12 protein-coding genes are annotated in these 15,076 nt (G+C 71.4%); 6 read left to right on the top strand and 6 right to left on the bottom strand.

Going from position 1 to position 15,076, the window contains the following annotated elements; translation table 11 throughout:
• Positions 1-88: 88 nt before the first annotated feature.
• The 3 genes from flgF to ACTZWW_RS14165 form a co-directional block, all read right to left on the bottom strand.
• Positions 89-820: a flagellar basal-body rod protein FlgF gene (flgF, locus tag ACTZWW_RS14175; RefSeq protein ID WP_444781611.1), complete on the bottom strand. Its 732-nt coding sequence runs from the start codon at positions 818-820 to the stop codon at positions 89-91.
• A gap of 50 nt (positions 821-870) precedes the next feature.
• Positions 871-1,650 (bottom strand): DUF1217 domain-containing protein, encoded by a 780-nt coding sequence (locus tag ACTZWW_RS14170; protein ID WP_444781610.1) that lies wholly within the window; start codon positions 1,648-1,650, stop codon positions 871-873.
• A 133-nt stretch (positions 1,651-1,783) separates the two neighbouring features.
• Positions 1,784-4,714 (bottom strand): PAS domain-containing protein, encoded by a 2,931-nt coding sequence (locus ACTZWW_RS14165; protein ID WP_444781609.1) that lies wholly within the window; start codon positions 4,712-4,714, stop codon positions 1,784-1,786.
• A 261-nt stretch (positions 4,715-4,975) separates the two neighbouring features.
• On the opposite strand from ACTZWW_RS14165, the gene ACTZWW_RS14160 reads away from it, so the two are divergent.
• The 6 genes from ACTZWW_RS14160 (at position 4,976) to ACTZWW_RS14135 (ending at position 12,894) form a co-directional block, all read left to right on the top strand.
• Positions 4,976-6,958, top strand: a complete 1,983-nt coding sequence (locus ACTZWW_RS14160) for an AMP-dependent synthetase/ligase (RefSeq protein ID WP_444781608.1) — start codon at positions 4,976-4,978, stop codon at positions 6,956-6,958.
• A 460-nt stretch (positions 6,959-7,418) separates the two neighbouring features.
• The gene (locus ACTZWW_RS14155) at positions 7,419-8,270 is read left to right on the top strand and encodes an ABC transporter ATP-binding protein (RefSeq protein WP_444781607.1); all 852 of its coding nucleotides are present in this window, start codon (positions 7,419-7,421) and stop codon (positions 8,268-8,270) included.
• 16 nt (positions 8,271-8,286) lie between these two features.
• Positions 8,287-9,243, top strand: coding sequence for a branched-chain amino acid ABC transporter permease (locus ACTZWW_RS14150; protein WP_444781606.1), 957 nt, complete (start codon positions 8,287-8,289; stop codon positions 9,241-9,243).
• A gap of 106 nt (positions 9,244-9,349) precedes the next feature.
• A complete protein-coding gene (locus ACTZWW_RS14145; protein ID WP_444781614.1) occupies positions 9,350-10,435 on the top strand; it encodes a branched-chain amino acid ABC transporter permease in 1,086 nt (361 codons plus the stop codon).
• Between the two features lie 93 nt (positions 10,436-10,528).
• A complete protein-coding gene (locus tag ACTZWW_RS14140; protein WP_444781605.1) occupies positions 10,529-11,860 on the top strand; it encodes an ABC transporter substrate-binding protein in 1,332 nt (443 codons plus the stop codon).
• 179 nt (positions 11,861-12,039) lie between these two features.
• The gene (locus tag ACTZWW_RS14135) at positions 12,040-12,894 is read left to right on the top strand and encodes an ABC transporter ATP-binding protein (protein WP_444781604.1); all 855 of its coding nucleotides are present in this window, start codon (positions 12,040-12,042) and stop codon (positions 12,892-12,894) included.
• Here the strand turns inward: ACTZWW_RS14135 and ACTZWW_RS14130 are convergent.
• The 3 genes from ACTZWW_RS14130 to ACTZWW_RS14120 all read right to left on the bottom strand — a co-directional run bounded on the left by ACTZWW_RS14130 (position 12,864) and on the right by ACTZWW_RS14120 (position 15,075).
• Positions 12,864-13,436: a DUF421 domain-containing protein gene (locus ACTZWW_RS14130; protein WP_444781603.1), complete on the bottom strand. Its 573-nt coding sequence runs from the start codon at positions 13,434-13,436 to the stop codon at positions 12,864-12,866. The genes ACTZWW_RS14135 and ACTZWW_RS14130 overlap by 31 nt on opposite strands.
• Positions 13,437-13,516: 80 nt before the next feature.
• Positions 13,517-13,915, bottom strand: a complete 399-nt coding sequence (locus ACTZWW_RS14125) for a YkvA family protein (RefSeq protein ID WP_444781602.1) — start codon at positions 13,913-13,915, stop codon at positions 13,517-13,519.
• 50 nt (positions 13,916-13,965) lie between these two features.
• Positions 13,966-15,075 (bottom strand): DUF1513 domain-containing protein, encoded by a 1,110-nt coding sequence (locus tag ACTZWW_RS14120; protein WP_444781601.1) that lies wholly within the window; start codon positions 15,073-15,075, stop codon positions 13,966-13,968.
• Position 15,076: the final 1 nt, after the last annotated feature.

Genomic DNA, 15,076 nt, shown 5'->3' with positions numbered 1-15,076 from the left:
GCCTCGAGCCGGCCGATGCGCGCGTGCGCCTGCGCGTCCATCGCGAGGCCGGCGGGCGGGCCGGAGAGCGGGACGACGATCGCGCTCATCAGGCGCCGCCCTCCCCGCCGAGCGTGCGGATCGCGCTCGACTGCGTGCGCTCCGACTGCTCGATCGTCTTCGACACCGCGTCGAAGGCGCGCGAGACCATCACGAGCCGGGTCATCTCGAGCACCGGGTTGACGTTGGCACCCTCGGTATAGCCCTGCGCCACGCCGTTGCCCACGAAGTCGAGCACCGGCTCGGCGGGCAGGTCGGGCACCACGCCGGAATTCTCGAAGCGCCCGAGCCGCGCCGCCTCGGGGATGGCGAAGAGGCCGATGGCGCCGACCTGCACGCCGTTCTGCTGGAGCATGCCGTCGCGCGAGGCCGCCGGCGGGCCGCCGTCGGCGTCGAGCTGGATCGGCGCGCCGCCCGCGTCGAGCACGCGGTAGCCCGCGGCGGTGACGAGCTCGCCGTTCGCGTTCATCGAGAAGCGCCCGTCTCGGGTGTAGACCGGGCCGTTGGGCCCCTCGAAGGCGAAGAAGGCGTCGCCGTCCACCGCGAAGTCGAGCAGGTTGCCGGTCTGCTGCAGCCCGCCGGCGTTGCGCGACACGAAGGTCTCGCCGGCCGAGGCGAAGGCCACCGGGTCCTTGCCCGCCGTGGAGAGCAATTGCTCGAAGGTCACCTCGTCGGCGCGGTAGCCGACGGTCGACATGTTGGCGACGTTGCGGGCGATCGTCTCCATGCGGCGCTCGAGCGCCACCTGGCCGGAGAGGGCGACGTAGATGGAGGGCTGCATCGGGGCGGGTCTCTCGGGCTGTCTCGCTGGCTTTCTCGGTCGCGTCGTCGTCAGCGGCCGAAGCGGATCGACTGGAGGCTCATCAGCACGTCCGAGCCGATCTGCGCGGTCACCGGCTGGCCGATCGCGATGGTGGGCACCTGCGGCGGCACCGGCGGGTTGGCGACGTCCCAGAGCGCGGCGAAGCGCTCGAGGAAGGCGGAGAGCTTGCCCGGGTCCTTCAGCTCGGCGAGGTCGAGGCGGTCCTCGATCAGGCGCGCCTGCCTGTCGACGTCCGCGCCCTGGATCGAGTCGGGCAGCCCGAGCGCCGTGCGCACCACCTGGGAGAGCGCGGGATCGGCGAGGATCTGGTAGGGGCTCGTGAGCCCCGACGCCTTGCGCTCGAAATAGAGGGCGAGCCGCACGCCCTCGTTCTGAGCCCCTTGCGTCTCCTCCAGGGTCTGGCGGACGTACTTGTCGATCGTGCCCTGCACGGCGCGCGAGAAGACCGTCGTCGTCTCGCCGTAGCGCTTGAAGTTGAAGGCCTCGACGAAGTCCCGGTAGCGGCGGTCGACGAGCTTCATGGCGAAGGCGTCGCGGGAATCGATCCCCTCCGAGAGCGCCTTCCGCATGAAGCCCTTGGCATAGGTCATGTCGGAGAGGCCGTGCGCCTTCATGGCGAAGGCGAACAGCCGGTCGTCGGCGAGGAAGTCCTCCATCGACTTCACCTGCCCGATCTTCTCCCGGTAGTACTCGATCTCCCGCGCCGTCTGGGGCGTCTGCGCGGTGCGCTCGAGCGAGCGCGGCAGGTCGCTCGCCACGAGCCGGTAGGACAGGGCCGTCGCCAGCATGGGGCCTCCTCGCGCCGCTCCCGGCGCCTCTCGTGACACGAGGATCGGGCGAGAGCCTTGCGCGGGGCTGGAGGGCGCGCGCCGACCGCGCGCGTGCCGGATCGGCGATCGAGGGGGGAGGGACGAGCGGCGCTCACTCGGCCGCGGCGGCGCGCTCGACGAGCGGCACGTCGAGGGTGAAGGTGAGGCCCTCGCGGTCGAAGCGCATGTCGACGTCCGAGCTGAACTGGCCGCCGAGCATGTGGCGCAGGAGCCGCGTGCCGAAGCCCTGGCGCGCCGGCGGGCCGACCGGCGGGCCGCCGCGCTCGACCCACGTCAGCCGCAGCGACCGGCGCCCCCCGTGCGTCTCGACGTTCCAGGAGACCCGCAGCGTTCCCGTCGGCACCGACAGCGAGCCGTACTTCACGGCGTTGGTGGCGAGCTCGTGCGCGGCCATGCCGATGGAGAGCGCGACGTCGGACGGCAGCGCCACGTCGGGCCCCTGCATCGCGACGCGCGACTCCGCCTGCGGACCGCCGGACCCTGCGCCGGATGCCGCGCCGGAGCGCGCGCCAAATGACGCGCCAAGTGACGCGCCAGGTGACGCGCCCGGTGACGCGCCCGGTACGGTGCCCTCGTAGGGCGCGAGCTCGGCGACGAGCAGGTCGCGCAGCGGGATGACGCCCCAGGCGTTCTCGGTCAGCAGCGTGTGCGTGCGCGCGAGCGAGACGATGCGTGCGTTGAACGCCTCGCGGAAGGCGGCGATGTCGGTCGCGGTGCGCGCGGTGGCGTTGGCGATGGCCTGGACGGTCGCGAGCGAGTTCTTCACCCGGTGGTGGAGCTCGCGCACCATCAGCGCCTGGCGCTCCTCCGCGCGCTTGTGCTCGGAGATGTCGCTCGCCACGCAGACGAGACCCGAGACGCGGCCGCGCTCGTCGCGCATCGGCGTCTTGGAGACGAGGTAGGTCCGCCGCGTCGCGCCGGGAGGCGCGCCCTCCTCCTCGACCGTGCGCCCCTCGCCGGCCCGGATCACCGCCATGTCGTCGGCGAAGCCGGCGATGCCGCCCCCGGCCTCCCCCGCCTCCCCGTTCCCGGTGGCCGTCGCGCCGACGAGCCGCTCGGCCGGCGTGCCGACGATCCGGGCCAGCGCCGGGTTGACGAAGGCGAAGCGACCCTTGGCGTCGCGCACCCAGATCGGGTCGGGCGCCGTCGCGCCGATGACCTGGAGGAGATCGACCGCCCGGCGCAGCTCCTCCTCGGCCCGGCGCTCGTCGGTGACGTCGAGATGCACGCCGATGACGTGCTCGGCACGTCCCTGCGCGTCGCGCTTGATCACGGCGCTCGAGGCGACGTAGCGGATCTCGCCCGACGGCCGCACCACGCGGAACTCGGTGCGGTAGGGCCGGTCCCCGGCGATCGCCGCCGCGAGGGCGTCCTGGATCGTCGCCCGGTCCTCGGGCAGCACGAACTGCAGCCAGTCCGCCTGCAGCGCGAGCGCCCGCGGCTCGACGCCGAAGATCTCCGCGGTGCGGTCGGAGACCAGGCAGCGGCCGGTGGCGAGCGCGACGTCCCAGGAGCCGAGCCGCCCAGCCTCGATGGCGAGCCGCAGGCGCTCCTCGCTCTCCCGCAGGGAGGCGCCGGCGCGCTCGCGCTCGGTGACGTCGAGCGCCGAGACGACGAGGCGCGAGACGTGCCGGTCGGCGTCGCGCAAGGGGGCGATCTGCACGTCGAGCACGATGCGCGAGCCGTCGGCGAGGGGGGCGTCGAGGTCGGTGCGGGGCGCACCGCCGGCGGCGGCCTCGCGCACCAGCCGGCGCAGGGCCTCCCGCGCCGGCGCCTCGCCGCCTCCGGGCAGGATCTCCCACAGCTTGCGGCCCAGCACCTCCTGGCGCGCGCGACCGATGGCGCGCAGGGGGCCGCGGTTGATGTCGACGAGCGTGCCGTCGGGCTCGAGCACGGCGACGAGCGCGATCAGGTTGTCGAGGGTCTCGGTCAGCCGCCGCTCGGACGCCGCGAGGTCGGCGGAGCGGTCGCGCAGGTCGCGCGCCGCCTGGGCCAGCGCCTCGCCGACCTCGTTCGCCTCGCGCACCGATGTCGCGACCGGATCGGGCGTCTCGCCCTGGCCGACGAGCCGGGCCATGCGCCGCACGCGGCGGATCGCGGCCGCGGCGCGACGCCCGAACAGCGTCGCGAGCCCGCCCGCCAGCGCGGCGAGGGTCAGGCCCAGGAGCGCGAGCGTTCCGACCATCGTCCGCGCCGAGGCGGAAGCCACGCTCTCGGGCACGAAGGCGAGCACCGTCCATTGCCCGAGCCGCGTGTGGGCGTGGCCGAACAGGCTCGGCACGCCGTCGCGCGTGCGCGCCCGGAACACGTCCGGCGCTCCCGAGGTGCGCTCGAACAGGGTCGCCGGCGCCTGCAAGCCGACGAAGGCCGCGTGATCGCGCGAGCGCGCGAGGAGGACCCCACGCCGATCGAACAGCGCGGCGACGAGCGGCTCGCGGACGCCCAGGCCCTCGAGCAGCACGCGGCTCGGCAGGGCGATGCTGACGAGGGCGGGCACCGCGTCGCCGACGAGCGTGCGCGCGCTGACCGTCACGATCGGCTCGCCGGGCGCGCCCCCGGCGGCATCGGCGACGACGAGGTCGGAGACGAGGGCGCCGCCCGGGGACAGCCGCTCCCAGGCGTAGGCCGGGTCCGGCGGGGCGGGCAGCGCGCTGCGGGGCAGGCGGGTGTCGAGCAGGCGCTCGCCGTCGCGCGTCGTCACCAGCACGGCGGCCTCGGCGGACCCGATGGCGCCCATGGCCCGGCCGGCGAAGACCTCGAGGCGCCCCTCGGCGAGGGCGGGATCGGTGGCGAGCGCCCGCGCCGCCGCGGCGAGGCCGGTGAGCTCCCGGTCGACGGCGGCGGCGATCTCGACCGCGCGACTCTCGGTCGAGCGCTCGTAGCGCGCCTCCTCGGCCTGCGCCACCCACCACATCAGGATGGCGACGAAGACGAAGACCGGCGCCGTCAGCGCCGCACCGAAGACGGCGAGGTGCCAGACGAGCGGGCGGCCGTGCCGTGTCGCGCTCCCGGTGGCGCTCAACCTCTCCCCCGTGTGGCTCGCGTCCCGACCCAGCGGCACCATGCGGGCGGGCGCCTCGATTTGCAAGAACGCGCGCCGTCGCGAGACGGGGCCCGCGGCGCGCTGCCTCATCAGAAAGTCGGGACTTGCCCCCGGGCATGCCGCGGGTACTAATAGGCTCACAAAACGGAGAGAACGCGGCCCACCGCGCATCCGGAGAGGGAACACGCGCGTCCGCAGAGGCCGAAAACGGCCCGTGGGCGACGAGACAGGGAGAAGCCCGTGACGACGGCAGACGCCGCGCGCGAGGACACGTTTCCGAAGCTGATCGTGCGCAACGCCCGCGTCCGGCCGCGGCGCACCGCGTTTCGCCACAAGGACCTCGGCATCTGGCAATCGTGGGACTGGGGCCGCGTGCACGACGGCGTTCGCGGCTTCGCCGCGGGGCTGCACGGGCTGGGCGTGCGCAAGGGCGACAAGGTCGCGATCGTGGGTGCGAACCGCCCGCGCCTCTACTGGGCGATCGCCGCGGCGCAGTGGATCGGCGCGGTGCCGGTCCCCGTCTACGCGGATTCGGTCGCCGAGGAGATGGCCTGGGTGCTGGCCCACGCCGAGGTCGTGACCGCCGTGGTGCAGGACCAGGAGCAGGTCGACAAGCTGCTCTCCGTCGCCGCCGACGTCCCGACCCTCGGGCACGTCCTCTACGACGAGCCCCGGGGCCTGCGCGACTACGACCATTCCCGCCTGCATCCGCTGACCGAGCTCATCGCCGAGGGCGAGGCGCGGCTCGCCCGCGATCCCGACCTCGCCGCCACGATCGACGGCGCGCTGGCCGCGGGCTCGGGCGCGGATCTCGCCATCATCCTCTACACGTCGGGCACGACCGGCCGGCCCAAGGGCGTGATGCTCACCCACGACAACGTGCTCGCCGCGGCGAAGATGGGCTGCGATTTCGACCGGCTCGACGAGAGCGACGAGATCATCGCCTACCTGCCGCTCGCCTGGGTCGGCGACCACATCTTCTCCTACGCGCAGGCGATCCTCGCGGGCCTGTGCGTCAACTGCCCGGAGAGCCCCGAGACGATCGTCGAGGACCGCCGCGAGATCGGCACGACCTACGCCTTCGCGCCGCCGCGCGTGTTCGAGAACATGCTGACGCTGACCATGGTGCGCATGGAGGACGCGGGGCGGCTCAAGCGCGCGATGTTCCGCTTCTTCATCGACCACGCCGGCAAGGTCGGCGAGCGGATCCTCAACGGCGAGCGGGTGGGCGCCTTCGACCGCGCGCTCTACGCGATCGGGGATTTCCTCGTCTACGCCCCGCTGCGCAACCGGTTCGGGCTCACCGACATCAAGGTCGGCTACACCGCGGGCGAGGCGATCGGGCCGGAGATCTTCCGCTTCTACCGCTCGATCGGCGTGAACCTCAAGCAGCTCTACGGGCAGACGGAGGCGTCGGTCTACGTCACCATGCAGCCGGACGGCGAGATCTACGCCGACACGGTGGGCCGGCCGGTGCCCGGCGTCGAGATCAGGATCGACGACAACGGCGAGGTCCTGTTCCGCTCGCCGGGCGTGTTCCAGGCCTACTACAAGGACGAGGCCAAGACCGCCGAGACCAAGACGCCCGACGGCTTCGTGCGCTCGGGCGACGCCGGCTTCTTCGCCGAGAACGGCCACCTGAAGATCATCGACCGCGCCAAGGACGTCGGCAAGCTGAACGACGGCTCGCTGTTCCCGCCCAAGTACGTCGAGAACAAGCTCAAGTTCTATCCCAACATCAAGGAGGCGGTCGCCTACGGGCACGAGCGCGACTACGTCGCCGCGTTCGTCAACATCGACCTCACGGCTGTGGGCAACTGGGCCGAGCGCAACAATGTCGTCTACGCCTCCTACCAGGAGCTGGCGCAGCATCCGCGCGTGTACGAGATGATCGCCGAGCACGTCGACGAGGTGAACCGCTCGCTCGCCGCCGAGCCGATGATGGGCGGCGCGCAGATCAAGCGCTTCCTCATCCTGCACAAGGAGCTCGACGCCGACGACGGCGAGCTCACCCGCACCCAGAAGGTGCGCCGCGGCTTCATCGCCGAGCGCTACGAGCCGCTGGTGCGCGCCCTCTACGACGGATCGGACGAGGCCGACATCAGGACGGAGGTCACCTTCGAGGACGGCCGCAAGGGCGTCATCGCCGCGCGCGTGAAGATCCGCGACATGACGGTCCACCCGGTCGAGGCCGCGGCGCCGATGCGGGAGGCGGCGGAATGACGAGCCCCGACGTCGCCCCCCTCTCTCGGACCGGAGAGCCGATCACTTCCGACCTCTTCCAGGCCGTGATGCTCACGCCGTCCGGGGCATCGTCCGAGCCGTCGCGACGGCGCGCGCTCGGCATGGGCGTCGAGATCGTCCTGCGCGCCCCCCACCCCCGGCCCCTCCCCACGAGGGGGAGGGGAGAACGGAGGCGACCCGCATGCGCGGATCGCCACTCCTGCTCGAGCGCCCACCCGGCGATGGTTTGTGGTCCGACGTCGGCGACAGGCGCGACGTGCTCCCCTCTCCCTCGTGGAGAGGGGCGGGGGGTGTGGGGCGTGCAGGAGGCACCGGGACGTCGATGCGGGCCTCCGAGCCCGGGGGCGGCCTTCCGACGGCCCCCCACGCCCCAGGCCCCTGTCGCCTCCGCGGGACGAGCGTCCCTCGATCGAGGAAGCGTCCGCCAGGAGATCGCCCGATGAACGCGAATACGACCGTCGAGCGGGTCGCAACGCTGCCGGCCCCCGCGCCCGCCGGCGTCGCCAGGCCGGACGCCGCTTCGCGGGAGGTGCTCCTCGCGGTGGAGAACGTCTCGCTCGGCTTCGGAGGCGTGAAGGCGCTCACCGACGTCTCCTTCGACATCCGCAAGGGCGAGATCCGCGCCATCATCGGCCCCAACGGCGCCGGCAAGACGTCGATGCTCAACTGCATCAACGGCTTCTACCACCCCACCGAGGGGCGCATCACCTTCAAGGGGCAGACCCGCCAGAAGATGCGCCCGCACGAGGCGGCCGCCGGCGGCATCGCGCGCACCTTCCAGAACGTGGCGCTGTTCAAGGGCATGTCGACGCTCGACAACATCATGACCGGGCGCTCGCTGAAGATGCGCGCCAACGTCTTCTGGCAGCTCGTCCGCTTCGGGCCGGCGATGCGCGAGGAGGTGGAGCACCGGCGCAAGGTCGAGGACATCATCGACTTCCTGCAGATCCCGCACATCCGGAAGACGCCGGTGGGCAAGCTGCCCTACGGCCTCCAGAAGCGCGTCGAGCTCGGCCGCGCGCTCGCCATGGAGCCGGAGCTGCTGCTGCTCGACGAGCCGATGGCCGGCATGAACCTCGAGGAGAAGGAGGACATGTCGCGCTTCATCCTGGACGTGAACCAGGAGTTCGGCACCACGATCGCGCTGATCGAGCACGACATGGGCGTCGTCATGGACCTGTCGGACCGCGTCGTCGTGCTCGAGTACGGCCGCAAGATCGCCGACGGCACGCCCGACGAGGTGAAGGCGAACCAGGCCGTCATCGACGCCTATCTCGGCGTCCCGCACTGAGGAGCGACGCGTATCCATGGACCTCCTCTCCGAGATCTTCGTCGAGCCCTTCGCGCTCATGGTCGAGATGCCGGACCTCCTGGTGCAGACGCTCTGGGAGGGCTTCGTCTCGGGCGTGCTCTACGCGCTGATCGCGCTGGGCTTCGTGCTCATCTTCAAGGCCTCTGGCGTGTTCAACTTCGCCCAGGGCATCATGGTCGTGTTCGCCGCGCTGACCCTGGTCGGCTTCTACGCCATGGGCGTGCCCGCCATCCTGGCGCTCGTGCTCGCCATCGCGGTGATGTTCGCGCTCGCCTGGACGGTGGAGCGCGTGGTGCTGCGCCCGCTGGTGAACCAGCCCGACATCATCCTGTTCATGGCCACCTTCGGCCTGACCTACTTCCTCATCGGCTTCGGCGAGCTCGTCTTCGGCGGCGAGCCCAAGCAGATGATCACGCGCGAGCTGATGCTGCCCACCGGCGCCAGCGACTTCGAGCTCGCCGGCGGCTACGTCCGCATCCAGCACCTCGACATCGCCGCCGCCGTGATCGCCTCGATCATGATCGCGACGCTCGGCGTGTTCTTCTCCAAGACGCGCATCGGCCGCGCCCTGCGCGCGGTGGCCGACAGCCACAAGGCGGCGCTGTCGGTGGGCATCTCGCTCAACCAGATCTGGGTCATCGTCTGGTTCGCGGCGGGGATCGTCGCGCTGGTGACGGGCATCATGTGGGGCGCGCGCTCGGACGTGTCCTTCGCGCTGCAGATCATCGCCTTGAAGGCGCTGCCCGTGCTGATCCTCGGCGGCTTCACCTCGATCCCCGGCGCCATCGTCGGCGGGCTGATCATCGGAATCGGCGAGAAGCTCGGCGAGTTCTACTGGGGCCCGATCATCGGCGGCGGCATCGAGAGCTGGTTCGCCTACGTCATCGCGCTGATCTTCCTCCTGTTCCGGCCGCAGGGCCTGTTCGGCGAGAAGATCATCGAGCGCGTCTGACCCTCCGCGTCGGGGAGGGAACGGCTCGCGCGGCGAGCCCAGGGTGGGGTCCCTCGGGGCCTTCGGCCTTCCCGAGGAGGGAAGGAGCCAGAGCGAGGACAAGGTCGTGATCTATCGCGAGTCGGGCCAGTACAAGACGAGCTACCAGGCGGATCGGGCGATCTTCCCCTTGAAGCAGGATCGCATCGGCATCGCCGTGATCATCGCGGCCGCCTACGCCGCGGGCGCGTTCGGCTCGGACTTCCTGCTCCAGGCGGTGCTGATCCCGTTCCTGATCTTCTCGCTCGCGGCGATCGGGCTCAACATCCTCGTCGGCTACGCCGGCCTCCTGTCGCTGGGCACCGGCGCCTTCATGGGGGTGGGGGCCTACGCCTGCTACAAGCTGATGACCGCGTTCCCCGAGGTGAACGTCGTCGTCTGGATCCTGATGTCGGGCTTCTTCTCGGCGGCGGTCGGCGTCTTCTTCGGCCTGCCCTCCCTGCGGATCAAGGGCTTCTACCTCGCGGTGGCGACGCTCGCGGCACAGTTCTTCCTGCAATGGTGCTTCAACCGGATCCCCTGGCTGTACAACTACAACATCTCCGGGGCGATCGAGGCGCCGCTGACGACGCTCTTCGGCGTGCCGATCACCGGCGCCACCGCCACCGCACAGGCGCGTTACCTCGTCGTGCTCACGCTCGTCATCGGGCTGACCTGGCTCGCGTCGAACCTCGTCCACGGCCGCATCGGCCGGCAGTGGATGGCGATCCGCGACATGGACATCGCCGCCGAGCTCATCGGCATCCGCCCGCTCCACGCCAAGCTGATGGCCTTCGCCTGCTCGTCCTACTTCGTGGGCGTGGCCGGGGCGATGATGGTGTTCCTGTGGTACGGCGGCGCCGAGTACAACGTCTTCAACATCGACCAGTCGTTCCTGATCCTGTTCATGATCATCATCGGCGGGCTGGGATCGCTGATCGGGTCGTTCATGGGCGCGGCGCTGATCTTCATGCTGCCGATCGGGCTCGGCATCGTGCTGCCGGCGATCACGGAGCCCTTCGGCATCTCCGTGGGTGCCGCCACGATCGAGCACCTGCGCTTCATGATCGTGGGCGCGCTGATAATCTTCTTCCTGATCGTCGAGCCGCACGGCCTTGCGCGGCTCTGGCAGATCGGCAAGCAGAAGCTCCGGGTCTGGCCGTTCCCCTACTAGGGAACGGCGACAACAACGAAGGCCCCGGAGCCGAGAGAGGGAACGGCCGGAGTTCCGGCCACCGACAGGAACGCGAGGGAGGACAACAACGCCATGTCGCTACGCCACCTGACCATCGCCGCGATCGCGGGCGCGATCGTATCGACGACCGCGCTCGTCGCCCCGGCGAGCGCGCAGACCCCGGAGGGCATCTACGTGCCGCTCCTGACCTACCGCACCGGCGCCTTCGCCGGCTCGGGCATCCCGATCGCCGACGGCATGCACGACTACCTCACCATGCTCAACGAGCGCGACGGCGGCATCGGCGGCGTGCCGATCATCATCGAGGAGTGCGAGACCGGCTACGACACCAAGCGCGGCGTGGAGTGCTACGAGTCGGTGCGCGCCAAGAACCCGGTGGTGGTCAATCCCTACTCCACGGGCATCACGCTCCAGCTGATCCCGCGCGCGGCGGTCGACGGGATCCCGGTGCTCTCCATGGCCTACGGCCTCTCGGCCTCGGCCGACGGCGAGACCTTCCCGTGGGTGTTCAACCCGCCGGTCACCTACTGGGACGGCGCCTCCGTCTTCGTGAAGCACATCGCCGAGCGCGAGGGCGGCTTCGAGAGCCTCGCCGGCAAGACGGTCGGCCTCCTCCACCTCGACGCGCCCTACGGCCGCGAGCCGATCCCGGTGCTCGAGGCGCTCGCGGAGGAGCACGGCTTCGAGCTGAAGCTCTATCCCGTCGCCGCGCAGGACATGCAGAACCAGGGCTCGGTGTGGCTCAACATCCGCCGCGACCGGCCGGACTACATCTACCTCCAGGGCTGGGGCGCCATGAACCCCACCGCGGTGCGCGAGGCGATCCGCACCGGCTTCCCGATCGAGAACATGATCGGCGTGTGGTGGGCCGGCGGCGACGAGGACGCCCGGGCCGGCGGCGCGGACGCCGCGGGCTACAAGGCGCTCTCCTTCAACGGCGCGGGCACGGACTTCCCCTTCATCCAGGACGTCATCACCCACGTGCACGACAAGGGCCTGTCGCAGTTCCCGCGCGAGCGCGTGGGCGACATGCTCTACAACCGCGGCCTCTACAACTCGATGCTGATCGCCGAGGCGATCCGCACCGCGCAGGAGATCACCGGCAAGGACGTCGTCACGGGTGAGGACGTCCGCCGCGGGCTGGAGAACCTGAACGTCTCCGAGGAGCGTCTCGCGGAGATGGGCATGACGGGCTTCGCAGCCCCGCTGAACGTCACCTGCGAGAACCATTCAGGCAACCACGACGTCTTCGTGGCCGAGTGGGACGGCGAGAAGTGGACGGTGGGCCAGGACTGGACCGAGCCGATGACGGACCGCGTGCGGCCGCTCATCCTCGCGGCCGCCCAGGAATACGCCTCCGCCAACGCCGGCTGGCCGCAGCGCACCGAGAGCTGCGACAATTGACGTCGCCTCCCTCCCCGTCGGGGAGGGGAGTGCCGCCGAAGGCGGCCAGGGGTGGGGTCCGTCGCCCGACCGTCGGGCGGCGGCTTCCGCCGATCCACCTTCCCCGACAGGGAAGGACGAAGGAGCGGCCCGCACGCGGGGCGCTCCGCCACTTCTCCAGCGACGAAGAGCCCCGCCCGATGACCGCACTCGCGACCCCCGCCTCGACCGAGACGCCCGCGCCCGCCGCGGCGGCGCCGATCCTGTCGGTGAACAACATCGAGGTGATCTACGATCACGTCATCCTTGTGCTGAAGGGCGTCTCGCTCACCGTGCCCAAGCAGGGCATCGTCGCCATCCTCGGCGCCAACGGCGCCGGCAAGACGACCACGCTCAAGGCGATCTCGAACCTGCTGCGCGCGGAGCGCGGCGAGGTCACCAAGGGCTCGATCGAGTTCGACGGCAACCGCATCGAGACGCTTTCGCCCAACGAGCTCGTGCGCCGCGGCTGCATCCAGGTGCTGGAGGGCCGCCATTGCTTCGGCCACCTCACGATCGAGGAGAACCTGCTCACCGGCGCCTTCACGCGGCGCGACGGCAACGCCGCGATCAAGGAGGACATGGAGAAGGTCTACGCCTACTTCCCGCGGCTTCGCGAGAGGAAGGGATCGATGGCCGGCTACACGTCTGGCGGCGAGCAGCAGATGTGCGCCATCGGCCGCGCCCTGATGAGCCGGCCGAAGATGATCCTGCTCGACGAGCCCTCCATGGGCCTCGCCCCGCAGATCGTCGAGGAGATCTTCGAGATCGTGAAGGACCTCAACGCCAAGGAGGGCGTGTCCTTCCTGCTGGCCGAGCAGAACACCAACATGGCGCTGCGCTACGCCACCTACGGCTACATCCTCGAGACCGGCCGCGTCGTCATGGACGGCGACGCGAAGATGCTGCGCGAGAACGAGGACGTGAAGGAGTTCTACCTCGGCGTCGCCGGCGCCGACCGCAAGAGCTTCCGCGAGGTGAAGAGCTACAAGCGCCGCAAGCGCTGGCTCGCCTGATCGCGCGCGCCGTTCCCCGGAGCCTCCACCGTCGCCAGCGACGAGCGCCCGGCGTCGGGCTCGGGCGCGACGGAGAGCACGGAGAACGACCCGTCCGTCTCCAGCACGACGGCGCCCACCTCCGCGAGGTCGGTCGCGCCGGACGAGCGCACCACGGCGAGCACCTCCTCGCGGCTCACCCGCTCCTCGCGCAATGCGTCCTCCAGGATCGCGCCGCGATGCACGAGCAGCGTCGGCGTCGCCTTCACCAGCGTCTGGAAGCGCCGCGAGCGTACCGAGGCGAAGGTCACGAGCCATTGCAGCGCGATCAGCAGCGCGAAGGCCGTGAGGCCCTCCGCCAGCGCCACGTCGCGGCTGAGCAGGATCGTCGCGAGCGTCGAGCCGAGCGCCACCGTGACCACGAGGTCGAAGGCGTTGAGCTTGGTCAGCGTGCGCTTGCCCGTGATGCGCAGGAACAGGACGAGCCCGGCATAGGCGAGCGCGCCCACGACGACGATGCGCAGGAGGTCGCTCCAGGGGGCGAGGAAGGCGTCGGCGGACATGGGGGCTCCCGGCTGCGGCGAGACGGGAGGGGAAGTCGGGGGGCGGCCGGGCGGTTCCGCGGGCTACGAGGCGTCGGCCATCACCCCTCCGCGATCGCCCTGCGCGCCTCCTCCCGATGCTCCGGCCGGATCGACGTCGCGACCGCGCCGAAGGCGGCGGTGAGGACGGCGAGGTCGTCGGTGAAGCCGAGGACGGGGAGGAAATCCGCCACGAGGTCGGTCGGCAGCACGAAGTAGGCGAGCGCGCCGAGCAGGATCCACTTCACCCGGCGCGGCGTCGTCGGGTCCTGGACGCAGAAATAGGCGGCGAGCACGTCCTGCGCGAAGGGCAGGCGCTTGCCGAGGGCGCGGGCCTTGTCGAACGCGTCGCGCAGCGTGCGCGCCTCGTCCTCGCGCCCGGCGCGGCGCATGGCCTCCATCTCCTCTGCGGTGAAGGGCTCGTCGAGGCGCATCTGGTCCTCCCGCGCGTTGCTCTGCATCCGACCTCGCCATGAGATAGTCACGGCGGGCCAACGCGCAACGGCCCCGCTCAGATCCGGAGCGCGTGGTTGTCCCACACGGTCGACGCCAGCGCCGCGCCGAGATCGGCGAGGTCGCCCTCGCTCACGCGGGCGATCGCCACGCCGTCGTTGCCGGACGTCACCAGGAACGTCCCCGCCACCGCTCCCGGCGCGGCGCCGCAGACGTCGGACATGCGCCGGCGGCCGAGGTAGCGCCCGCTCGCCCGCTCGAAGAAGGCGGCGACCGAGCCGCGCGGGCTCGTCGCGCAGACGATCGCGCCCGACGGGTCGAGCGCCACCGAGCCGACGTAGTTGTCCATCGAGGCGAGGTCGTCCTCGGGCATCTCGAACAGCCGCACCCGGCCGGACGCGTCGCGCGCGCCGACCAGCGGCACGACGGCGAGGGGATCCCCGGCGAACTGGCAGCCGAACACGCTCTCACCGTCCGGCGCCACCGAGAGATGCCGGATCGAGAGGTCGGCGAGATCCGAGCCGAGGTCGTCGACCGCCTCGACCGCACCGTCCTCCGGCCGCAGAACCGCGAGGCTCGGCTCCAGCGAACCCGCGTTGAGGATCTCGCGGCCCGACCGGGGATGCGTGCGGATGCCGCCGTTCGCCACCACGAGCCGCGGCGTGCCCTCTCCAGGGAGCAGCGCGAGGTCGTGCGGGCCGATGCCGCCGGTCGGCACCTCGCCGATGCGCGCGTAGCCCGCCGCGCAGTCGTAGACGCCGAGCACACCGTCGCCGGTCTCGATCCGGTTCTCCGTCGCCCAGAGCAGCCGCCCGTCGGCGGAGAAGGCGCCGTGGCCGTAGAAGTGCCGGCGCTGCGCGGCGAGGACGACGCGGCTCACCGCGCCCGTATCCCGATCGACGACCGCCATCCACCCGCCCGGCCGGCGGGCGAAGACGACGAGCTCGCGCGTCCCCGGCCGCGCGGCGACGTCGTGCCCGCGCTCGGGCAGCGCGGTGGAGAACAGGAGCCGGCCCTCGATCGTGAAGGCGCACACGCGCTGCGATCCGTCTCCCGCCTGCGCGCAGGCGACGTAGACGGGCTCGGCCGCCCGCGCCCGCCCGCCCGCGAGCGCCGTACCCAGCGCGGCGCCGAGCCCCGCGAGGAAGGTCCTGCGACCGATCGTCAAG

This window comes from Salinarimonas sp. NSM (assembly GCF_052380005.1).
Lineage (GTDB): Bacteria > Pseudomonadota > Alphaproteobacteria > Rhizobiales > Beijerinckiaceae > Salinarimonas.
This window is presented reverse-complemented; position numbering and strand designations above follow the sequence as displayed.